A 22,781-nucleotide genomic window follows, 5' to 3' on the forward strand; every position below is an offset into this window, starting at 1 on the left:
GATTATTTGAACAGGAATAATGTGAGTAGTAATAGCGCACTATCAACGCCCAAACCCAATCTTCGCATGAAGCCTTGGTATCAACGCCTCAATCTATTAGATTACGTGTTATTTGCCATTATTTGTGCATTCTCAGCTTGGCTTTATTATCGTTCTGCGGTCGGCATTCACTACCAGTGGCGATGGGAAGATGCGTTCACGCTGATTTTCATTCCACCTTCTCAAGGCAGTATTCCTTATTTCTTCCAAGGCTTAGTCGCAACATTACGTTTGAGCTTGTGGAGCATGGTGTTAGCACTCTCTTTCGGTACACTGTTAGGTGTAGCAAGACACTCTAAAATCGCTTTAATCAAAACACCGGCACTGATTTTTATCCAATTGGTTCGAAATATCCCGCCATTGGTCTTTATCTTTATTTTTTACTTCTTTGTCTCTAACCAACTGATCCCTTTGCTTGGTTTAGAAAGCATTTTACGTGAACACAATGGTGAAATTAACCAACTGCAAGCCTTCCTATTTGGTCCCGCTAACCTATGGGAAAACTTAGCCTCGGGTGTTATCTGTCTTGGCTTGCTCTCTTCGGCTTATATTGCTGAAGTGATTCGTGCTGGCTTAGAAAGTGTTCCTAAAGGGCAATGGGAAGCCGCAGATTCTCTTGGCTTATCGGTATTGTCTAAGTATCGATTTGTGGTCGGCCCACAGGTCTTAACGGCGATTACTCCCCCCTTAGCCGGTCAGGCGATCTCTTTAGTCAAAGACACATCCATTGTGTCACTGATTTCTATTCAAGAGATGACGTTTGTCGGCACAGAAATGGCAAATTCGTCAGGGTTGATCTTCGAGATATGGCTGATTGTTGGCGCGGCTTATTTCGCGTTATGTTTCACCCTTTCGCGTATTTTCAAGGGAATAGAACAGCGATCAAATATTCAATTTAACCAATAACGTCATCAATTAGGTGCTACGCATTTTAGAGTCGGTTTGATAGCCAATATTAACAGCGAATAGGTTTGACCAATCACGGTTCATTCGCTCAACAGACTGTGACTAAACACGTGAGTTCCGGTATCAAGTCACTGCTTTTTTACGTATTTAGCCGTCACTAACATTTCACCACCACCATCAAGTTTACAATCCAGTTGGTGATCCTTTCCTTCAATGATGCGTCTGATAACGGCTTTGGTACCAATCTTCAGAACCGTCGAGCTTCCTTTCACTTTTAAATCTTTAGTAAAAGTCACTTTGTCTCCGGCATCTAATACTGCACCGTTGATGTCTTTAACTCGGGCAGCTTCTCTTGCTAGACGCTCCTCATCTGGGTTCCATTCATAGGCACACTCAGGACAGATTAGGTTGTTTTGGTCAGGGTAGACATATTCAGATTGGCATTGCGGGCAAGGAGGTAAAGACATAAATTTCGACTTCATTTAAATTAGAATTAGAGCCATTTTAATGACTCAGGGATGGCTTAGCGAGCACAAATCCGGATCGCTTTCGCTACGTGAGCCAATGGCTGTAAACAACACAGGCTAACACAAGCCCAGCGGCGAAGCTGTGTTTGTGTTAGCCATTGAAAAGTTAATGTTCCACTTTTGGCGAGTAGATAGAGTAAGCCGTAATTTGCCCCGCGACAATTGCCGAGAACATGAATAATGCAGATAAACCGATGCTGGGTATCGGCAAAACAGACTGCTCAAATACCGACTGGCTGGCACTGACAAGCACACGACTACCCGGTACTAGAATAATGATCCCTTGCACAATATAAATCGAGCCCGTCAGATCCATTTTCTTCGCAATCCAAGTTCCGTAAAGCGTAATCAGCACGGTTGTGACCCAAGTACCCACAACCCAACCGCTGTCAAAGCCCAGATAAAATGGCCCCCACATGCCCAGAACAGCAACCGGCAAGCCAAGCATGATATCTTTAGGACGCGCATTAAATATCACGCCGATAGACACTGAAATCAGCACCAAGCCTGATATGTGCATCCACATTGGGATCGCATTGGTATAATCGATGGATACCGCTTGTCCCCATATCGCTTCACCAATATTGAGGCCGATAATAATCCCAACAAACAGCTTAATCAGGGTTAAAGCACTCTGCCCAAGTAAACTGGTACCAGAAACTAGATCATTGAATGCTAGACACTCTAATGCGTTAGCGATGGACAAGCCCGGAACAAACAACACGATCGAGGCAATACACAAAGCCCATACCGGTATCGGTAAGCCCGTACTCGCTAAAAAGGCCACTGCAATACCGGTTAACAAGGCCGAAATGAACTCAACCGCGATGGCACGACGTGAGTGCAAAACTTGCTGACAGGCCCAAACCATCAACCCCAATAACGCAGAAAAACCAACCGCTTCCAATGTACTGCCTACCAACATCAAATACGCAGGTGGGATCCCCATATTGGCAAGTGCCGTTACAAATTTTGAATAGCCTACGGGTTCTGGTACCGGATCACTGCTCGGTTGATTAATACGAATAATCGTATTGGCTAACAAACTCAGGTTGATCGAAGCTATCTTTTGACGCTTGAGAATAACGGCGTTGTTATGATCAGGAAATTGATAATTAATCGCGGTTGGCGTCGCTTGGATCATGACATCAACACCATGCTTTTTTGCATAGAATTGAGTGTACTTTTCAAGCTTATATGGAGCACAACCACTACGGTGTAGAGTATCACCAATTTCAACAATTTTGTTAATTCGGTACTGGGAAGGCATGGGGACTTTAGGGGAGAACAAATGTGCGGTCAATGTACCAAACGATAGAAGGAATGACGAGACTTTTGCGTGAAAAACTAGCGTTGTGGTGGTTATACGAGCACTTAGAATAAAAATGAAAGAAAAAGGTTTCGTTTTCAGTTAGATGTGGCATTATCAAACTCGTTAAGACGATGCGCGTACATCGTATAATGGCTATTACCTCAGCCTTCCAAGCTGATGATGCGGGTTCGATTCCCGCTGTACGCTCCAGTCTTCTTAATGCCTCAGTCTTACTCTAAGACAGTGTGCGTGCATCGTATAATGGCTATTACCTCAGCCTTCCAAGCTGATGATGCGGGTTCGATTCCCGCTGCACGCTCCAACTTTTCTCTCCTGCTCGCAATATCCCAATCTTTTGAAATTAAAGCGCTTTTTTGCGTGATTTTGTTTTGCTGCTATTCAGGTTTTTAGATGATTCTATTTTGCCGATCTAGACTGGGGACCAAGTGAAAAATATACGATTTTGTCCTCATTGTTTCTGGCCCCTCAGAATTCACAAGTCCAATATTATAAAACCTAATGTCAAAAGTTGTGGTTTAGTTGTGAAATGATCTGCTCCAGTTAGACTGGACACTGCATTAAGCGACATATTGTTTTTCAAAGTTAACTGGGCTTAGATACCCAAGAGCACTGTGCCTCTTGTTCGATTATAATCAACTTCGATATACTCAAAGAGTGCTTGACGCATCTCTTCTCGCGTCATTATCGGCTCGTATTGGATGGCTTCTATTTTATTGAGTGGAAAAAGCTTTCAACAAAGGCGTTATCCCAGTAATTTCCCTTCCTACTCATACTTTGTTTTAAATTATGAGCTGCGATTAAGTCTCGGTCAGCAAGTTCGGAGCAACGGGAAGCCTATGCTTACTGTCTGTCGTGCATTTGAACTTACGGGCTGCCTTCGCAACTAATCCCTGACGCTTCATGCTCGCGGTGATGGTTTTTACATCGTGCTTATTACCATTTTCTTCAAGTTCTTTTTGAATACGCCTTGCACCATCACGTTCCTTTTTATCATCAAAGACTTTACGAACTTTGATATCAAATTACTTGCGGTGCTCGTTTCGTTGAGTGACTTTATTGCGATTATCAATCCAGTAATAAAACCCACTTCGAGAAACCCCAAACACATTAGCCATACGGACAATCTTATATTGCATCAGGTGTTCGAGCATAAACTCATAGCAATCTACTTTAGATTTTTCGTGAAGTAGATGGCGGCCTTTTTTACGATATCTAGCTTTTCAGCTTGCTCTGCTAATAATCGTTTGAATTGGGCATTTTCGGTGGCGAACTCCCTTTCTCAATCACTGACTTTCGCATCTTTTTTAACGGCTTTACGCCATCCATAGCTATGGGATTTATATAAAAATAGCTGCTGTGCAGCAGCGGCGACACCCACTTTCTCTGCTAACTTAAGTGCTTCAGCTTTAAGTTCAAGATCATGTTTGATTCGTGCTTTCTTAGTTGCCATTGTTCACCTCGTTAGTCATTGGACTCATTTAACTCAGTGTCCAAAACTTCTGGTGCGGATCACATCTTATTGATCTGACAAGTATTGTCTCTCATTTTGGTGTCCAGCGCCATTAGACCAGTACGTTTGAATGCACTACAAAGTGGGGACAAAAAGGGTAAAAAATTAATCTCAACCCTACAGATAACTAAAGCTTAATATAAGTTAGTGTGCAACTTATGTAATTTTCATATAATTCAAGCCCGTCCGTAACGACGATATAGAGCTTAAATTACGAAGATATAATAAACCCCTATTGCTTAGGCATACTTCACGACACATAGGGTTTGGAGTAAAATATACAATTTCCTTTAGGGTAGATAACCAAATAGGTCTGGTATAAAAAGAGAAAGCAATTTAGAACATCATTACCCTCCCTTATTTAATTAGCACCTAACAAAACGTCAATACTAGTCAATATAATATCTTTCTACTTTTTCATTAGACCACTATAATTAGTTACATCAATTAACCTGCTAATTATATTAGACAATTTTTCTTTGTCAGAAAAATAAAAAACCTCATGCTTAATTCTCTTCCTGTGAAGAAGATTTGCATTTCTAAGAATTTTTATATGCTTTGAGATATTCCCAATTGTTAAGCTATATCTAGCTGTCATCTGAGAAGTAGTCATAGGATTATCTCTAGTATCTATAAGTATTGATAGCCGGACTTTATCTGAGACAGATTTTAATTCATTCACCAGTTCTCGATCTACGAAGTTGTCTTCTGATTGGTTTTCATAAGACAGAGCATAGCTTAAGTTCAATTGCTCACTAAATGTATTCATATAATTATGCGGAAATAAAAACATCGAACTGTATACATTTATTTTCTTTATGGCACGATGAAAAGGAAAGTTAAACACAGGATATTCATTAATATTAGAGTATATAATTTGACCATATACGCAGGATAAGTTTTTATTTAATGATTTTAGAAGTATATTTGTATTACCATCCACTTTATACGATAAAGAAGATAGTGCAAAATCAGCACCCACCCTATTAGTGTGCCAGATAGAACGATAAACTTTTTTCCAAAACACGTTAATTGTATTAATTATTTGAGCTCTAATTTTATCCCGTGAGTATATAAAATTATACAGTTCTCTTTTATCGACATAAGAAGGATAAAACTGAGACATATCTAAAGATAATTCAGGAATATCAAGTAAACTCTGAAGCATTGCATCATCAAATTTGTGTTCACCAATTAAAAACTTACAGAACTCTAAATCACTGAGAGACGAAATATCCTCAAGAATGCTATCTATAGATCGCGGTATATTTTCTTTAGCATCAAGGCTAGTTACCATATCAAGTATCAACAACCAATCGTAAGTAATTTTTGAATAAGCAATAATATCGTCATAAAGCTCTTTAGAAATGACACTTACGATACTATTTAGCCTTTTATTCGTTATCTTTTTATCTTTGTTTTTTGCGATCGCATGTAAACAAGCCACCACATCAAATGCAGGACTATTCCGATAAGAGATCTTAATAGTATTGGTTGTACTCATTGCATTCATTGTAAAAAAATCCCACTACATTTTGTTAGCCTACAAGAAACGGCCACCATGATTCCAGAGTTTTAAGGTGACCGTAGTTCAAAGTATTATAACTTCGGTGGCGTACCTTCACCGTTGGAAAGAATCGCATCGATCTGTACTGAAGCACTCATTGGGATATCAGCCACACCAATCACGGTTCTTGCCGGCATATCACCCTTGAAGAACGTTGAGTAGATTTCATCTACTGCGTTTAAATCGGCAACATCTTTAAGCTGGATATTGATCTTAACAATGTCATCCATTTCATGACTGATGCTTTCAACAATCGCTTTGATGCTCTTCAGACATTGTTCTGCCTGCTCTTTCGCACCGCCAGCAACAAGCGCACCAGTTGCAACATCAACAGGAAGCTGAGCAGATACGTTGTTGTAGTGAGAAAATGCCACCGACTGAGTTGATAACGGGCTCTTAGGTGCTGCATCCGTGTTATTGGCTTTGATACCAATACCGTGTCTGTCTTCAACTGCTTGCGGTGGAGTACCGTCACCATGTGAAACTGTTGCATCGATTTGAACCAGTGCGTCCATCGGCAGGCCGGAAGCGGCAACCACTGAACGTGCTGGCATGTAACCAACTGTTCTTGCGATAGAAGAACTAGGAAAGAAGGTGGTGTACGCTTCATTTACCGCTTCTACGTCGTCCAGATTTTGAACATGAATGTTAATTTTGACGATGTCATCAAAAGGTACGTCGACACCTTCCATGATGGCTTTGATGTTTTTAAGACACTGAGTAGCTTGCTCTTTTGCGCCGCCAACTACGATGTTGCCTGTTTTAGGATTAACCGGTAGCTGAGCAGAGATGTGGTTGTAGTGCGAGAACGCGACAGAGTGAGTAGAGAGAGCGCTCACTGGTGCGCCTTCTGTGTTTCTTACTAACTTAATTAAGTCACACGGCTCCTGAGTACCAGAGCCTTCACCGTTAGTGATAACTGCATCCATCTGAACCAGAGCACCTTCCATTGGAAGGGCTGCTACTGCTAGTGCTGTGCGCGTTGGCAGATAGCCCGGGAAAAAGCCAATGTATTCTTCATCGATAGAATCAATATCCATGATATTTTTCATGTAAACATTGATACGAACCACATCAGTCATAGCGTGACCGATGCTTTCAACAATTGCTTTGATGTTCTCAAGACACTGTGCCGCTTGCACTTTTACGCCGCCTTCAACCATAGAACCGGTTTTAGGGTTAAGAGGAAGCTGTGCAGAGATATTGTTGTAGTGAGAAAATGCGACAGTTTGTGTAGATGCTGAACTTTCTGGTGCATTGCCTGTGTTTCGAGAATTTTTAATAATACCGCTCATGTCGATATTTCTCCTATTTATATAGGCCTAGTTTATAAGCTAACAGACTAGAAACGTTACTTGCTGATATGAGTACCTGTACTTCGGTTCATCACGTCTAAAGCCAGATACAAATCACCAATATGTCCAGTACCACCAGTTTCAGCAAAATTACAACATGCTGCTACTTTTGGACCCATTGAACCGGCCGCAAACTCATAAATTCCAATCTCATCAATAGTAACTGCTTCAAGTTTTCTTTCAGTTGGCAACCCCCAATCAACACACGCGTGAGTACCATCAGTAAGAATAAGAAGATCTGATGCTCCTACTTCATTAGCAATAAGCGCAGCGGTCATGTCTTTATCAATGACCGCTTCAAATCCGCTTAAAGTGCCTTTATTATCAATGACCGGAGCCCCACCACCTCCGCCACAAATTACAATGTGATCTTGCTCTAAAAGACATTTTATTGCATCAGATTCAACAATGGCCTTTGGTGCAGGGGAAGGAACTACCCGACGCCACTTATTGCCGTCAGGTTTTATCACCCAATTATTCTCTTCTGCTAATGAAACTGCTGTGTCCCGATCATAGATAGGACCAATAAACTTACTTGGATCAACAATGGCCGGATCATTCTCATCTACAGCTATTTGTGTTAATACTGTTGTAACATGCTTACCTGGTAATTTATTTTTAAGACTCTGTTGTATTAAGTAACCAATCATGCCCTGAGTTTCAGCCCCTAAGACATCAAACGGATATGACGGGCAATCTTGATATGCTAAGTTCTGAAGCGCAAGTAAGCCCACTTGCGGACCATTTCCATGAACAACTACCAATCGATATTTTTCATGTAATTTTGCCAAAGCTTCTGAAGTAGCAGAAATGCTCTTTTTTTGATTATCACAACTCATTATCTCACCACGTTGTAATAAGGCATTCCCACCGACAGCTACAACTAAAATTGGCTTGTGCATATTAAAAACCTCATTGATTGATATCATTAAACTTACTTAATTTTAGTTTAATAAGGTGTTGAACGAACAAATATTCATTCATTTAATATATCTAATTATTCAACACCTAATATTTTAAATTTCACTTAGGATTTTCGTTACTACAGTGCTTTAACTCTTAGTAAAGGCATAGACATACAACGAGGACCACCTCTTCCTTTTACTAGCTCAGCATCCGGAACTTTGATTACTTCAATACCAATATCTTCTAATTGTTTATTTGTAATATCATTACGAGAAAAAGCGATTACCTTTCCCGGAGCCAAAGTTAGTACATTCGCGCCTAAATTCCACATTTCACGAATGCCATCAACTAAATCACCATTTCCACAACTAATTAGCGTAACATGCTCGACTTCCAGAACTTGCTCAAAAATAGTTTTTAACTCTCCGCTCATTAATTCAATACTTAACTGTTCATCAAATAACTCAACACAGTAAACATTTATTTTTTCGCGGTCATCCATCATGGCATTTATTATAAACTTGTCGTGATCAACCATGGTCATGATGTCATCTAAGTGCATAGTTGATCGTTTTTTCTCAACCATATCAAAAACAACGACTCGTTCGAATCCATTTCTTAGCAGCTTTTCTGATAGGTTCTCAATTGCTCCGAAAGTCGTTCGTTCAGAACAGCCAATAGCGACCACTTTTTCAGACAATACCGCTACGTCCCCACCTTCAATACCATATTCTGCATCATCGTCGTACCAGTACTTAATATCGGAATTCACAAATCTTGGAACATATTTATGAATATATTTCAGTAGAAGTGGCTCTCGTTCTCTGAATCGCTTACTCATTCTAGAAATAATAGTACCATCACCCACACTTATGCTATTGTCACGCATATAATATACTGCTGACAATGGATCAACTACGTATGGATAATCACTCATAAGATAATTCGCCAGAGTTGGTTTATCAAATGAAAGTTCGTCTTTCCTTATACCTTGTAATACAACATCAATAAATTCTTCCTGTTTTTTTTCGATATATAATTTTTTAACTGCTAACTTTATAATTTCCGATTTTATATGACTTAAGCTAATAAATTCATTGATAAACTCTTCTTTTGCCTGAGGAATAAGCATTGCCTCAGAAAATAGATCTCTCATATAGACTACTTCAACACCGTTTTCTCTTAGCGCATTAGCAAAAAAATCATGTTCTTTTTGAGCAACCGGAAGGTACGGAGTGTCTTCAAACAACATATCTTGCAAATAGTCTGGATGAAGACGATTTAATTCTTCTCCAGGTCTGTGTAGCAGAACTCGCTTAAGTTCTCCAATTTCAGAGTGCACTTGAATATATTTTTCCATTTTAATAGCCTCTCAAAGATATAGCAGGCACAAACAAATCGAACATCATACCTGCATATTATTTTCCGTTTATTTAATTTTTAAAGTATCTATAAAAATATAGAATATTAGATGGTGGCAACCATAATAGATTTGATAGTGTGCATCCTATTTTCAGCTTCATCGAATACTACTGAATATTTCGCCCGGAACACTTCATCAGTCACTTCCCTACAATCAATATCCTGCTCATCAAGCGCTTTTTTAGCGAATGTAGTTTCAAAGTCATGATAAGCCGGCAAACAGTGCATAAAGATACAATCTTCAGTCCCAATATTGCTTACTAACTCTTGTGTTACCTGATATGGCTTCAGCAACGTTACACGTTCACGTAACTTATCTTCTTCACCCATTCCGGCCCATACGTCTGTGTAAATGACATCTACATCATTCAGTACTTTTTCATCGCTCACCAGTTCAATTTGGGCTCCAGTTTCTTTGGCAACAGCGTTTACTTCCTTAAGAATCGTTTCATCTGGATACAGTTCTTCCGGACCAAGAGCCACAAAGTGCATTCCCATCTTAGCTGCGCCATACATCCATGCGTAGCACATGTTGTTTCTCGTATCGCCAACAAAAGCAATTTTGACTTTATTTAATGGTTTATGAACATGCTCTTCAATAGTCATTAAGTCTGCTAAAATCTGTGTTGGGTGATCTACGTCTGTTAATCCATTCCACACAGGTACACCTGCGTATTTAGCAAGCTTTTCGACAACACTTTGTTCGTAGCCTCTGTACTCAATACCATCATAGTATCGACCTAGTACTTTCGCCGTATCTTCTAATGACTCTTTCTTACCCATTTGTGAGCTATTCGAATCTAAGAATGTTACATGAGCACCTTCTTGTCCTGCACCAACTTCAAACGCGCATCTAGTACGTGTTGATGTTTTTTCAAATAAAAGAACAATTTCTTTTCCATCAAGAAGTTTATCATTTATACCAGCCCGACATTTAGATTTCAGGTCATGAGATAAATCTAGTAAATACCTAATTTCCAATGGTGAAAAATCCATTAATGTTAAGAAACTACGACCTTTTAAGTTGATAGCCATATTTATATATCCCCTATGATTGAGTTGATTCAATGAAGTAAAAATTTTGTTGTTTAACTTGACGGTATAAAATTGCTGCAATTACAAATCCAAGGAAGGAAATAGCGATCATATAAGAAAATATATAATGATAACCCTTAATGCCTGGATAGTTGTCAATTAACCACCCAAACAATATATACACAAATGATTCAGGCATAAATCCGATAAGAGAGATAAAACCCATTGCTGCCCCGCTGTATCTTATTGGTACTTTTATTTCGTCTACAATTGCAAAATAGACACCGCGAGTCATGAATACAGCCAAGCCTAGCAGACATATCAGTCCAGTAATTGGAATAAGCAAATTTTCTGACTGAGGAAAAACAATAAATGCAGCCAGACATAAAATAGGAACAATATTTGCAAACATTACAACTCGGACTTTAGATCCTGTTTTATCCGCAATAAAACCACTTATCAGCCCGCCAAATAAAGCTAAGCCATATGTTCGTATGAGTCCTACTGTCGCAGCTAGTGACGCAGACGCTCCATAGTAATTAGTAATGTATGGTGTAAAATAACTTAGGCCGCTATACAGTGTATATGATGAAAAGATTATTAAAGCCAACATCCAAAGTTCTTTACTTTTAGTTACTACTAAAACTTCTTTAAGAGTTGCTCCCGTTTTCTCCCCTTTAGTTGCATCCTGACTAGGTATCGCAATCCAAACAAACACAGCCCCAATAAGCTCAAGCACTGCATAGCATAAGATTACATTTTGTAACCCTAAAACTCCGGCTCCGAAGTAGTTAAAGACACCGACAATCAATAGTCCATAGATTATTGGTAGTAACCCACGACCTCCTTCTAAGATTCCAAATAATTTTCCTTGATCTTCGCTACTTCCCAACAACCTTGTTGCTTTCATCAATGCAGCCCAAAATGTAAGAGATGTAGTAGCACCCCATATGGAATAAATTAATACCAAAGATGTAAATGAGGGCGGTAATGTATAAAACCATAAGCCTATTATTCCTCCTGAAAAAAGAGAAAAACTCAGCAAATATCTTGCAGATACTCGGTCTGCTAACCATCCCCCAGGAAAATAACCTATCATGGCTATAAATCCATAAACACTCATCAATATACCCATTTCGGTATTATTTATATTCAAACTTTCCAACAATAAATCATAATAGATATAACTCAAATAAGGTAATTCATAAATAACAGAACCACTTATTATAAGAGCAATCATTGCTTTTATTTTATGCTTCACAACAACTCCATAAATTTAGTTTCAAACTAGGAATTATTATATAAATCTAACCTTAACTTTATATAGACCAGAAAAGAATCAGAAAATCACTTATAAAACAAACACTTAAACCACAAGCCCAATCGATCATGAAATTTAAACCCCATAAAATCAATAGGTTAAGTTAAGATTAAGAACGCAACAAAAACATAATAATTGTTCTACCGTGTAATCATCATCTCAGTTTTGCTACCATTCTTTTACCATTTGGAAAAACTCAACTTAGCTTCTAACAATAATAATTACTCAGAAATTACCTATTGCGTACTGTTGTTCGTAAATAAAGAACTACTTTTAGGTACGAGTAACCTATCATCTTCTTTATAGAAGCATATAAAAGAAATCAGCATGTAGATTGACCAGAACAGATCGGATAATTCAAATCCTGCATAATCAACTTGGTTAGAAAATGTCTGACGTTTAATCTGAACTTGATGAACACTTTAGCTATGAAAAACGTACCCCTGTACCTGACAATAAAAGTCATGACGGTGCAAGGCGTATTCAAAAAGAACTTGAGGCAAATGGTAATAAGCACGATGTAAAAACAATTGCCGTGAGCATGAAACGCCAGAGCTTAGTCGCGAAGGCCGCCCGTAAGTTCAAATGTACGACAGACAGTAAGCATAGGCTTCCTGTTGCCCCGAACTTGCTTGAACAAGACTTTAATGCGACAGCACCAAATCAAAAATGGGCTGGAGATATCACCTATCTCGCGACTAGCGAAGGTTGGATGTATTTAGCCGTTATTATCGACCTGTACTCACGGCAAGTCGTTGGTTGGTCAATGAGCACCAGAATGACCGCCACTCTGGTCTGTGATGCACTATCAATGGCATTGTTCCGCAGAGGCAGCCAGAAGACGTGATTATCGATAGTGATAGAGGGAAGCCAATATTGCTCAAAAGACTACCGAGATTTAATCGCAGCTCATAATCTAAAACAAAGCATGAGTAGGAAGGGGAATTGTTGGGATATAGAGGTTATATTCTATGATCTTAGTAACCGAGTTCTGACTCATGCTGGAATTGACTATTTTACCGATTCCATTTAGTGCCGCTATTAAGCTACTCGTCATAAGACAGGGTGACGAACAACCTCACCTTTTATTCTGCTCGCCATAAAAAAATACCCAGCGAAAGGCTAGGTATTAGTGAAAAGTGTTTTAGCCATTTGCTTTAAATTGCCCAGCCACCCGCGTAGAAAGCAACGAGAGCTATCGTGATCAAGACGATACCTAAGTTTAACTTTTTCCATTCGCCTGCAAATACGCGACCGACCACTAAACATAAGAAACCAAGCATAATACCGGTTACAATGTTACCCGTCAGTACAATGAATACTGCACACACCAGACCGGCTAGTGCATCCACAGAGTCATCGAAATTCAGTTTGCGAACGTTACTCAACATCAATAGACCAACATACATCAGTGCAGGTGACGTTGCGTAAGCCGGAACTAGGTAGCTAATTGGGGCCAAGAACAATAGGAATAAGAAAAGTACACCTACCACTACTGCTGTTAAACCCGTTTTACCACCCGCAGCGGTGCCCGCTGCAGATTCAATGTAAACCGCTGCTGGAGCGCCACCGACTGCGCCAGAAACAATACTTGAAACCGAATCAGTAGTGAGTGCCTTACCGCCATCGATAATGTTGCCATCTTTATCAAGAAGGTTTGCTTGGCCGGCTACTGCGCGAATCGTACCTGTCGCATCAAAGATAGCGGTCATCACCAACGCAAGCACACTTGGCAGAACGATAGGATTAAGCGCCCCCATGATATCCATAGAACCTATCAAAGAGTCTTCACCACCAAAGCTTGGTAGAGCAAAGAAGCCTTGATATTGAACAGCAGGGTCAAAGATCAAACCAAATGCTGAGATAGCGATGATCACCAGTAAGATCCCCCCCGGCACCTGACGTTTCTCTAAGCCGAAAATAGCCGCAAGACCCAGCATCGACATGATAACAGGGAAAGACGTGAATTCACCGAGTGTTACTGGCAAGCCCTCTACTGGATTTTTGATCACCAAGCCAACACCGCTTGCTGCGATAAGCAGTAAAAATAAGCCAATACCGATGCCAGTGCCGTGTGCAATACCTTCAGGTAAATTGGTTAAGATCCACTGACGCACACCTGTCACGGTGATAGCAGTAAAGATAAGGCCCATAAGGAAGACTGCGCCCAGCGCAACGGGGATAGAGATGCCCTGCCCGAGTACCAAACTGAAAGCAGTAAAAGCGGTCAATGAAATGGCACAACCAATCGCCATTGGCAATTTTGCCCAAAGCCCCATCAACAATGAGCCAAATGCTGCAACCAAACAAGTGGCAATAAATACTGAGCTTTGATCAAAACCTGCTGTACCTAACATGCTTGGTATAACAATGACTGAATAGACCATAGCCAAGAAGGTTGTTAACCCAGCTAAAACCTCACGACGTACATTACTGCCACGTTGTGAAATTAAGAAGAAGTTATCTAACCAACGACCTTTTGCAGGTGTATCACTTGCTTGGGGGACGTAATTCTCGGACATGCTATTTCCTTTGTAGTACTAAAGAATGCTCAATAAGGAGCGTTCTTAATCAAAAATTTGAGTGACAATTTTAAAGGCGAGAAAATACAGGTAAACGTTTACGTCTGCAATAGTTATCACTAAAGGTTTAGTGTTTTAAAGCTCTAACCCAGTAGCTAAGCAGCATACCTAGCTGTTATTTATTCCAACTAGGTATGCACCTATATTCAAACTATAAAGTAACTTTTTTCACCATCCCCGCTTCCGCATGACCAGGAATATTACATGCAAACTCTACCTTGTTGTCACCATGAAAATGCCATAGCAACTGCTTCGCTTTTCCCGGCTTAACGGTGACGGTACTACCCGAATCATGGGCGTGATTCCCCATATTTTTCATCATTTCACGGTGTACTAACTGCTCTGAGGCAGAGCCAATCGAGAACTCATGATCAATCTTACCAGTATTCATGACAACGAATTGCACCACGTCATTAGGTTGAATATCCACTTGATTTTTGAATGTTATTTTCATGTCATCACTCAGCAGAACATAAACAACTTTATCGGGATTCGCGCCTTTAGCTGGCATACCTACTTCAGACATCAAGCAACTGAATAAATACTTAAAATCCTTGTCCTTTCGCCCTTCATATCAATGATATTAGAGTGTATAGGTAGATAGAAAAACTTAATTCCCATACCAATCAAATGACTCACATTCTTACAATCCTATGTCGGAAATTTTGGCGGTTCCGGCGTAGACCCCCTATATGAAATGATTTAGCAAAATTTTGGCGGGTTCCGGCTTACAACCCCATTTCGGGGGTTGGGCAAAAACAGCCCAATGAATCAGAACAATTGTATTGGAAAAACTCTAAAGTCATGACTAACTTTGCTTGACCACTTAAAGTCTAATATGTAGACTTATTTCTCTATTAAGGTCTATTTTTAGGACTTGCAAATATGACACTTAATGAGTTTACTAAGAAGAAACACATTAAAATAAGCGATGTTGTCGCAATGAGTGGCTTTGGCCGTAGCACCTTGTTTAACTGGTGGAGCGATCCTAAAACACGCACTAGAGCTATAGTGGTAATTTTAGGTTGTGTTGAAGCAAAAAAATACACACTTTTCCTAAATAATGCCGAAGTTAGAGAGCTTATTATTTCGTTAGATACGTAGTTTAAGTAAAGATTTCGCCTGTAAAAGAGATTAAAAGATGTTTATTGAAATAGTTAGGAATACACCTGTTTGGGTATGGTTTCTTTTTGCCTATTTAGTCCGTCGCGGGATTACATCATTAAGACCAAGGGAAGTGTCTGTTGGAAGATTATTGATTATACCTATGCTTTTCTTTATATGGGGTATTTATGGCATCACAACAACTGTACCGTTGACTAGCTTAACCTTAACCATAGTTGTCGCTTCTCTTGTGGTAGGAGTATTAGGTCTTCTATTAGTTAATAGAGTCTTCATTAGTCAGGCTAAATATGACCCCAATACGATGATGTTAACACTACCGGGACAACCCATTTCTCTATTACTGATACTCTTTGCTTTTATTTCACATTATGTATTTTCTGCTTTTATTGCAGTTGATCCCCAAATCGTGAGCTCTGCTTCTTTTATCACAGTTTTCTGTGTTTTATCAGGAGTTAGCATCGGTTCTTTTTGGGGCAATACGTTAGGAAACCTTAATGTTGTAGTAAAAACGAGAAAATCAACTACTGCAGTTTAAGATGTATCGCCGATTCATTCGTATTAGCGATACATAGTTGTTCTTATGGCAATATAAGAACTCTCGCCTGTGACAGCGTAGCTGCTTAGGGCAGGAAGAGGTCAGAGAAGTATCTTCGAAAAACTAATAGACGAGCTAAAACGGTTCTGTCGCAAATCTAATTAGAGGCGTGGCAGACCAACCCTACAGATACAATTATACTGCGAGTGCGTAGAATCGCTCAAAGGCCGTCTGCCCTTCAATATCTATCTGCTCTTGTTTTAACATCGTCCACACTTCTCGACCATGCAAACTGGCCAAGGCTCCTTCCGTTGACTTCCAACCCAGCGCTTGACGTGTTTTTTGCTTCACCCAACGGTTGAACTGGAGGCAAAGCTAGACATCAACATCGTAACGATGCTGAAAACCGTAATCCAAGTGATTCGGAATGTGTTTGTCATAGCTTACCTTTGATTTTGGAGCGCAAAGTATAAAGGTTTCCCTAAGGGTAAGGTCAATGCCATTGTGCTGATATTTGCCTGACCGTTGAAAAAGTTCTCATTTACAACCATCATTTGTCGATTATTTGACCTTAAAGCTTATATACTTTCAAAGATAGTTCTGAATACATAAAAAGTGCAAGTGGCCAACTGATTTAACGTGTTTTTCAATATAAATGGGACACAGGTCTTTTGACACAAATCTGTGGTTATACTTTATCAACAGCTGTCGTAATCCGTTATCGCCGACTTTAGCTTTGAGAAATCTGAGTCATACCAATCACAGTAAGTAAGTGCTCAAAAATAGCGCAGGATAAAAACTTGAGAACAAGGCCGCTCTTTTCGACAAGCAGCTTCGATAAGTCGTTATTCTACAAGCAAACATTCTAACGAAGTTATCGAGGTTTTTAACAAGCTAAAATGACCCGTGATTGACTACGATGAGTATTACATGAATACAGTTTCAAATTCCGTTTCATAGAATACGAAATAAATAAAAGCCTGCGCGATTACACAGGCTCAAACTTAGATTCGGCGATAAATTTCGGCTCTCGCTCGGAGTTGGGTTCAGCAACTACATACGAGCAAGCTGCACTTTTCGGTCTTTATTCACCACGCAGAAGTTACCACGCTTAGTACGACACTTAGAGCATCGCTCACATTCTACCGGGCTTCTATCTCCGTCCTTCCAACGCTTAACTAAATGCGGTTCAGAAAGCAGCGGTCTTGAAAGGGCAAAGTATTCTATGCCTGTGTTGTTGGCAATTGCTTCGATAGCATCAAAATCCGTCAGGCCGCCAACCGTGATCACGGGAATATTAACGTCTTGGCTGATCGCATCGCCATACTCATGGAAGTAGCCTTCTGCTTGAATGGTAAAACCATCGTGCGACTCGCCAATCATAGTGTCTGCTTTACCATGAATATTACCTGATACGACAATGCCATCCACGCCCACTTGTTCAAGCTTTTTACACACAATACGTGTTTCGTCAAAGGTGACACCACCTTCAAAAAACTCCGATGCAGTCAGCTTAACTAATATAGGGAAATCATCCCCCACCAGCTTACGCGTCGCGGTATAGATCTCTAACAAGAATCTCATGCGGTTTTCTAAGCTACCGCCGTATTCATCTTCACGTTGGTTGTAATAAGGACTTAAGAACTGGTTAATCAGGTAAGTGTGAGCGGCATGAATCTCAACGCCATCAAAGCCTGACTTTTGTGCTCTCAAAGACGCTTGAGCAAAGGCATCAACAATGTAGTCGATCTCGTCTTTGGTCATCGCTTTGCCTAGCGTTTGAGTTCCTTTTTCTGGCACTTCACTTGGTGCGTAGATCACGCGTTCGCCAAGATCATACGTGGTTTTGGTGCCACCATAAGCCAATTGCATCACGATTTTAGAGTCGTTATCGTGCACTAGTTGAGTCAGCTTTTGATACTCTGCAATGAATGAATCGTTATACATCCCCATCATGCCTGCATTTGGCTTTTCTTCTTCAACGATGTTCGCGTAACCCGTCACGATCAGGCCGACTTCGCCTTGAGCCAGCTCTTCATAGATAGCGTACAGTTTATCTGTCATATGCCCATCTTCAGTGGCCATATTTTCCCACGTTGCACTTCTCATGAAGCGGTTCTTTAGTCTCATCTTGCCAATGTGGGTTTCTGTAAACAAAGTGCTCAAGTGTCTTCCTCTCAAAATCGTATTACGCGAGTTACCCATTAAACATGGGCACTGATTCAGTGCGGATACTACCGAGAATAAGATAGGGAAAACTTAATCTAGATTAAGAGAGTGGCACTCTCATATGAGAAAGAGAGAAAAAAGATAGGGAAATGAGAATACACGAAGGGCGCCCAGTTTTAATAAACGACTGTGTTCAATTTTATTTAGACTAAGCCAGTAGTTCTCACAAGAGCTGCGACTTGCTAATGGCTATTTAAACTTTCTGGCGACGTATGGGCGTGGTTTGTCTGGATGCATTTCACGTTGAGCAGCAATCGCCCTGTTCTTACCTAACCCTACCTTTATCTGATACCAAGTCTCGTAGAACACAGCCATGCCAGGGCTTGACCACCAAGTCTTGTTGTAGAGTTTCTTGTTAGCAGCGACAACATCTGGCGACCGATGCGCGCACTCAAGTGCCAATGCATAGGCTTCTGCGTAAGGGTCTTCGGCAATCTTTGTCACCAATCCATATTCTTTCGCGGTTTCACAGTCGATCACTTTAGCGGTCATTGCCATTTCTAAAGTATGATCTTTACGCATTAACTCTCGAAATGCGATAGCGCCCCCCATATCCGGAATCAACCCCCACTTTGCTTCCAATATTGAGAAGTTCGCATCGGGGCTAGCAATTCTAAAATCACCGCCACAGACCAATTGCAGACCACCTCCCCAACAACGACCATGAATCGCAAAAATGACCGGGCATGGAATATCTCGCCAACCCAGTGAAAAGCGTTGTGCAGCGTTAGGCAATATCGGTAGCCATTTGAACAAGAGCTTCATTGCCCCAGATTTACTCGTTAAAAGGGACTTAACATCAAGCCCTGAACAAAAATCAGCTCCCTCGCCTTTCACTATTACGGCGCGAATTTCGGTGTTCTTTTTCAGCTGAGTCACCATATTATTCACGCCTTGGAACATTGCCATATCAATAGCATTGAGCTTATCGGGCCGATTCAACACAACCGTCGCAATTTGGTTTTCATCGATAGAACAAGTAATACGGTCGAGATTTGGCATGGTGGCTACCTTTTTAGTGGTCAGACCTTTAGGTTATACATTTTATTAACCTATGCCAAATTTACACATTCAGAAGCGAGAACTGTGTTGTTCTCACTCATTAGCTTAACTGAGATTCTCTTGCTTCTTGGGTGCCAAAACCACGAAAAATATTAAACAAAGTAATCAGTGTGAAAACAGTGATCACAATCGATAAGTGCCACGCTTCGCCTAAACCTAGCTTAACCAATCCCATACTCACGATCGAAGACACGATCATTTGCCCACCGCCAGACATGGCAGCAGCGGCACCAGCATTCTTATGATATGGCAACATCACTAAAGACTGAGCACAAGGTAACGCGATACCATTACCCAATATCATCAAGAATTGACCAAGCATTAGGTACAGAGGATCAAGTGGACAAAAGAAAAGCCATAAGGCCGCGGAAAAGTGTAATACCGGCGTACACAGCAGTGTTTTCTTGTTGCCTAATATAGGACGGATACGACTACAGAAACTCGTTCCTCCGAGCATACCTAGCGCAGGAATCACCGCCCACATGGCATATTGATCCGACGTCATACCAATCTGGTTTTGCATGATGAACGGCATCACTGAGACCGTCGTGATCATCAAGCTAAAGTTAAGCCAACCGATGCTCGCAAAACTCATAAAATAACGAGAGGTCAGTAACGCTTTATATTGAAAGAACATGGTCTTGGGGGAAGGGATCGCCGAGAGCCTATTCACGGTCTCATTAAACTTGAACACCAATACAAACCAAGCAAGTGAGACGTATCCAAGTAACGAAATAAACACCATGTGCCAGCCGAAATGGAAGTTAATAAAACCACCAATAACCGGCGCGAATAGAGGCGTTATCGATGCAACCATCGCGATATAAGACATCGCCAAGGGCAAATCTGCCCCACTGAATCTATCTCGCGTGGAGGCGCGAGCCAAAACCGCGCAACAACCAGTCCCCAAACCTTGCAGGAATCGCCCCATCACCATACTGGTAAAGGAGTGACTGAAGAAGATGATCATCAATAATCCAAGCATAGCGATTAATAAACCACTCAGCAGAACCTTTTTACGCCCTAAAGCATCCGAGATAGGACCATAAATAAACTGAGAAGGCCCGAAACCTAACAAATAGACACTCACCAACAACTGAGCTTGCTCTAGCGAGACATCAAAATCTTTCGCGATCCAAGGTAAAGAAGGAAACACCAAGCCCATACTGAGCTGGCCAATACTGATGACCAAACATGCCAATAAGATAGATTTAAAATCAAATCCACGGCTCATAATGTCATGTGTCCAAGATAAGAGATGGCTTTGTTATCTGCAGGATAAAATAAAGACAAAGAAAACAGATGAGATGTTGCAGAGTGAATATTCATTGTGAGCCGAATTAACCAAAAAAAGGTGTTCGTGTAAACATACGCTAGCTTGTTTATTCATACAATATTAGTTGAGTAAATATGTGGATAGTCACATTTTACTCAAGCGAACGGTCCACTTGTCACCCACAAGCTAAACTAATACAACATCATCACATCCGAGGTGCTTTAATGATCACTTATCGCCCAGCGCTCTACCTTGCCAAAGTACTCATTGCATCAAGCGCAGTCGCTTCCCCCTCTGCTTTGGCATGGCAAGCCGAAAAGATCACTGACGGACTCAAAGTTCCTTGGGGGCTGGCTTATGTCAATGAGAGTTCTATGCTGATCACAGAAAAAGCGGGAAGCATTAAACATGTTGATTTGCAAACGGGGGATCAAAAGACGTTATTTAGATTGCCAAATGTTTGGGCCAAAGGCCAAGGTGGATTATTGGATATCGCACTGTCCCCTTTTGAAATGAGCAAGTTCTACGTCACTTACAGTAAAAACATCGATGGTGAAGGCGTAACGACACTGGCTTCTGCTAATTACAGCAATAATGAAATCACCAATTGGACAGACGTGTTGGTGTCGAAATCCAGAACGGGCACCGGACGTCATTTTGGTAGCCGTATCACCTTTGATGATAGCCACCTGTATTTTTCAATCGGCGACCGTGGTGACCGAGACAACGGCCAAGATACCATGACTCACGCCGGATCAATATTGCGATTGAATGCCGATGGCAGCACACCCAGTGATAACCCATTCACGGATAACAGCAAGGTGCTCAATGAGATTTGGAGCTATGGTCATCGTAACCCTCAAGGGCTGTATTACGATTTCCCGACACAAAAGCTGTGGTCGATTGAACACGGTCCGCGCGGTGGTGATGAAATTAACCTAATCAAAGCCGGCGCCAACTACGGTTGGCCAATCACCTCCCACGGAAAAGAGTATTGGGGCCCTATTAGCGTTGGCGAGTCTGCAACCAAAGAGGGTGTTGCAGCACCTAAAAAAGTCTATGTTCCTTCAATCGCTCCGGGCAGCTTGGTGGTTTACCAAGGAGAGAAGTACCCAGAACTAAAAGGCAAGCTGCTGGCTGGCGCACTAAAACTGACTCACATCAATATTGTGACCGTCAATGAACAAGGTGAAGCCATCGAAGAAGAACGCATTTTAGAGGCGTTGGGGGAAAGAATAAGAGACATCGAAACGTCACCAAACGGCGACATCTTCTTCAGCACCGATAATGGCAACCTGTACCGCTTGAAAAAGTAGTCGAGAGCTCTTTCAAGTAAACGCGTTTGCCTTACCACGGCATTGATCAATACAAGCCGTTAAACGCAGTCTCAACACCCAATGAACGGCTTTTAATTTGCAAAAATGAACGCACCAAAACAGAGCAATTACTCCAAATTCGTCATCAATTTCAACTGCCTTTTTCACAAAAACAACAACAAACCGCCATATAATTGTAACTCTATGATATTTAAGGAATGCAAAGTTTGACTGGTCCCAAATTTCTGTAATCTTTACCTATGGATTCGATTGACTATCCCTTAATTTGATTTAGACTCCAAATCGGCTAGAAAGAAAGTTCTTTGTATATAAACATTTCGTTGGATTACTAGTAACCCCGTTGTGTTGTACGCAATAGCAATAAACTTTTCCACGCTATCAGTGCCACAATTGGCTCAAAATAAAAATTTAATTTTAGGATATCATCATGTCTAACACAGTTACTGGTACAGTAAAATGGTTCAACGAAACTAAAGGCTTCGGCTTCATTCAACAAGAAAACGGCCCAGACGTATTCGCACACTTCTCTGCTATCACAGGCGAAGGTTTCAAAACTCTTGCTGAAGGACAAAAAGTTGAGTTCGTCGTATCTCAAGGTCAAAAAGGCCCACAAGCTGACAGCATCAAAGTACTTTAATTCAGTATTTTAAAGCTTTCTAAAAATAGCCAGCCTCTGCTGGCTATTTTTTTACCCGCTATTCAGAGATTTAAGGT

The 22,781-nt window shown here is 40.8% G+C and carries 18 protein-coding genes, 2 tRNA genes and 4 pseudogenes; 8 read left to right on the top strand and 16 right to left on the bottom strand.

What is annotated here, in order from left to right; genetic code table 11:
- The first annotated feature begins 21 nt into the window (after nucleotides 1–21).
- Nucleotides 22–945: an amino acid ABC transporter permease gene (locus tag OCU36_RS19400; RefSeq protein WP_261840127.1), complete on the top strand. Its 924-nt coding sequence runs from the start codon at nucleotides 22–24 to the stop codon at nucleotides 943–945.
- A gap of 128 nt (nucleotides 946–1,073) precedes the next feature.
- Here the strand turns inward: OCU36_RS19400 and OCU36_RS19405 are convergent, their stop codons facing one another.
- Both OCU36_RS19405 and OCU36_RS19410 read right to left on the bottom strand, forming a co-directional pair.
- A complete protein-coding gene (locus OCU36_RS19405; RefSeq protein WP_261840128.1) occupies nucleotides 1,074–1,412 on the bottom strand; it encodes a zinc ribbon domain-containing protein YjdM in 339 nt (112 codons plus the stop codon).
- 166 nt (nucleotides 1,413–1,578) lie between these two features.
- Complete coding sequence (locus OCU36_RS19410; protein ID WP_261840129.1) at nucleotides 1,579–2,742, bottom strand: threonine/serine exporter family protein; 1,164 nt, start codon at nucleotides 2,740–2,742, stop codon at nucleotides 1,579–1,581.
- Between the two features lie 177 nt (nucleotides 2,743–2,919).
- On the opposite strand from OCU36_RS19410, the gene OCU36_RS19415 reads away from it, so the two are divergent.
- A tRNA-Gly gene (locus OCU36_RS19415) sits at nucleotides 2,920–2,994 on the top strand.
- Nucleotides 2,995–3,031: 37 nt separating this feature from the next.
- Nucleotides 3,032–3,106, top strand: a tRNA-Gly gene (locus OCU36_RS19420).
- A gap of 256 nt (nucleotides 3,107–3,362) precedes the next feature.
- On the opposite strand, the pseudogene OCU36_RS19425 reads toward OCU36_RS19420, so the two are convergent.
- From OCU36_RS19425 to OCU36_RS19460, 8 genes and pseudogenes are all read right to left on the bottom strand, one after another.
- Nucleotides 3,363–4,015: pseudogene (locus OCU36_RS19425) on the bottom strand (IS3 family transposase).
- 69 nt (nucleotides 4,016–4,084) lie between these two features.
- Complete coding sequence (locus tag OCU36_RS19430) at nucleotides 4,085–4,255, bottom strand: hypothetical protein (protein ID WP_261840130.1); 171 nt, start codon at nucleotides 4,253–4,255, stop codon at nucleotides 4,085–4,087.
- A gap of 469 nt (nucleotides 4,256–4,724) precedes the next feature.
- Nucleotides 4,725–5,819 carry an ArsR/SmtB family transcription factor gene (locus OCU36_RS19435; RefSeq protein WP_261840131.1) on the bottom strand — a complete coding sequence of 365 codons (1,095 nt, stop codon included), beginning with the start codon at nucleotides 5,817–5,819 and terminating at the stop codon, nucleotides 4,725–4,727.
- Nucleotides 5,820–5,914: 95 nt separating this feature from the next.
- Nucleotides 5,915–7,177 carry a RidA family protein gene (locus tag OCU36_RS19440; protein WP_261840132.1) on the bottom strand — a complete coding sequence of 421 codons (1,263 nt, stop codon included), beginning with the start codon at nucleotides 7,175–7,177 and terminating at the stop codon, nucleotides 5,915–5,917.
- A gap of 56 nt (nucleotides 7,178–7,233) precedes the next feature.
- The gene (gene arcC / locus OCU36_RS19445; RefSeq protein WP_261840133.1) at nucleotides 7,234–8,139 is read right to left on the bottom strand and encodes a carbamate kinase; all 906 of its coding nucleotides are present in this window, start codon (nucleotides 8,137–8,139) and stop codon (nucleotides 7,234–7,236) included.
- A gap of 140 nt (nucleotides 8,140–8,279) precedes the next feature.
- Complete coding sequence (locus tag OCU36_RS19450) at nucleotides 8,280–9,503, bottom strand: arginine deiminase (protein ID WP_261840134.1); 1,224 nt, start codon at nucleotides 9,501–9,503, stop codon at nucleotides 8,280–8,282.
- 107 nt (nucleotides 9,504–9,610) lie between these two features.
- Nucleotides 9,611–10,600 (bottom strand): ornithine carbamoyltransferase, encoded by a 990-nt coding sequence (gene argF / locus OCU36_RS19455; protein WP_261840135.1) that lies wholly within the window; start codon nucleotides 10,598–10,600, stop codon nucleotides 9,611–9,613.
- Nucleotides 10,601–10,613: 13 nt separating this feature from the next.
- Nucleotides 10,614–11,861 carry an MFS transporter gene (locus OCU36_RS19460; protein WP_261840136.1) on the bottom strand — a complete coding sequence of 416 codons (1,248 nt, stop codon included), beginning with the start codon at nucleotides 11,859–11,861 and terminating at the stop codon, nucleotides 10,614–10,616.
- A 514-nt stretch (nucleotides 11,862–12,375) separates the two neighbouring features.
- Here OCU36_RS19460 and OCU36_RS19465 point away from each other — a divergent pair.
- Nucleotides 12,376–12,930 (top strand): annotated as a pseudogene (locus OCU36_RS19465) (IS3 family transposase); the annotation flags it as partial.
- A 148-nt stretch (nucleotides 12,931–13,078) separates the two neighbouring features.
- On the opposite strand, the gene OCU36_RS19470 reads toward OCU36_RS19465, so the two are convergent.
- Both OCU36_RS19470 and copI read right to left on the bottom strand, forming a co-directional pair.
- Nucleotides 13,079–14,443: an NCS2 family permease gene (locus OCU36_RS19470; RefSeq protein WP_261840137.1), complete on the bottom strand. Its 1,365-nt coding sequence runs from the start codon at nucleotides 14,441–14,443 to the stop codon at nucleotides 13,079–13,081.
- Between the two features lie 211 nt (nucleotides 14,444–14,654).
- Nucleotides 14,655–15,029, bottom strand: a pseudogene (gene copI / locus OCU36_RS19475) (copper-resistant cuproprotein CopI); the annotation flags it as partial.
- A 359-nt stretch (nucleotides 15,030–15,388) separates the two neighbouring features.
- On the opposite strand from copI, the gene OCU36_RS19480 reads away from it, so the two are divergent.
- Together OCU36_RS19480 and OCU36_RS19485 are read left to right on the top strand one after the other, a co-directional pair.
- Nucleotides 15,389–15,607: a hypothetical protein gene (locus tag OCU36_RS19480; RefSeq protein ID WP_261840138.1), complete on the top strand. Its 219-nt coding sequence runs from the start codon at nucleotides 15,389–15,391 to the stop codon at nucleotides 15,605–15,607.
- 37 nt (nucleotides 15,608–15,644) lie between these two features.
- On the top strand, nucleotides 15,645–16,163 hold the full coding sequence (locus tag OCU36_RS19485; protein ID WP_261840139.1) for a DUF6622 family protein: 519 nt from the start codon (nucleotides 15,645–15,647) through the stop codon (nucleotides 16,161–16,163).
- A gap of 195 nt (nucleotides 16,164–16,358) precedes the next feature.
- Here OCU36_RS19485 and OCU36_RS19490 read toward each other — a convergent pair.
- The 4 genes and pseudogenes from OCU36_RS19490 to OCU36_RS19505 all read right to left on the bottom strand — a co-directional run.
- Nucleotides 16,359–16,529 (bottom strand): annotated as a pseudogene (locus OCU36_RS19490) (IS6 family transposase); the annotation flags it as partial.
- Nucleotides 16,530–17,216: 687 nt separating this feature from the next.
- Complete coding sequence (locus OCU36_RS19495; RefSeq protein WP_261840141.1) at nucleotides 17,217–18,329, bottom strand: NADH:flavin oxidoreductase; 1,113 nt, start codon at nucleotides 18,327–18,329, stop codon at nucleotides 17,217–17,219.
- Nucleotides 18,330–18,581: 252 nt separating this feature from the next.
- Nucleotides 18,582–19,394, bottom strand: coding sequence for a crotonase/enoyl-CoA hydratase family protein (locus tag OCU36_RS19500; RefSeq protein ID WP_261840142.1), 813 nt, complete (start codon nucleotides 19,392–19,394; stop codon nucleotides 18,582–18,584).
- A 100-nt stretch (nucleotides 19,395–19,494) separates the two neighbouring features.
- Complete coding sequence (locus OCU36_RS19505) at nucleotides 19,495–20,688, bottom strand: multidrug effflux MFS transporter (RefSeq protein ID WP_261840143.1); 1,194 nt, start codon at nucleotides 20,686–20,688, stop codon at nucleotides 19,495–19,497.
- Nucleotides 20,689–20,954: 266 nt separating this feature from the next.
- Between OCU36_RS19505 and OCU36_RS19510 the strand changes: the two genes are divergently transcribed.
- Nucleotides 20,955–22,046 carry a PQQ-dependent sugar dehydrogenase gene (locus OCU36_RS19510; protein ID WP_261840144.1) on the top strand — a complete coding sequence of 364 codons (1,092 nt, stop codon included), beginning with the start codon at nucleotides 20,955–20,957 and terminating at the stop codon, nucleotides 22,044–22,046.
- Nucleotides 22,047–22,494: 448 nt separating this feature from the next.
- A complete protein-coding gene (locus OCU36_RS19515) occupies nucleotides 22,495–22,704 on the top strand; it encodes a cold-shock protein (protein ID WP_004737278.1) in 210 nt (69 codons plus the stop codon).
- The last annotated feature ends 77 nt before the right edge of the window (nucleotides 22,705–22,781 follow it).

This window comes from Vibrio artabrorum, assembly GCF_024347295.1.
Lineage (GTDB): Bacteria > Pseudomonadota > Gammaproteobacteria > Enterobacterales > Vibrionaceae > Vibrio > Vibrio artabrorum.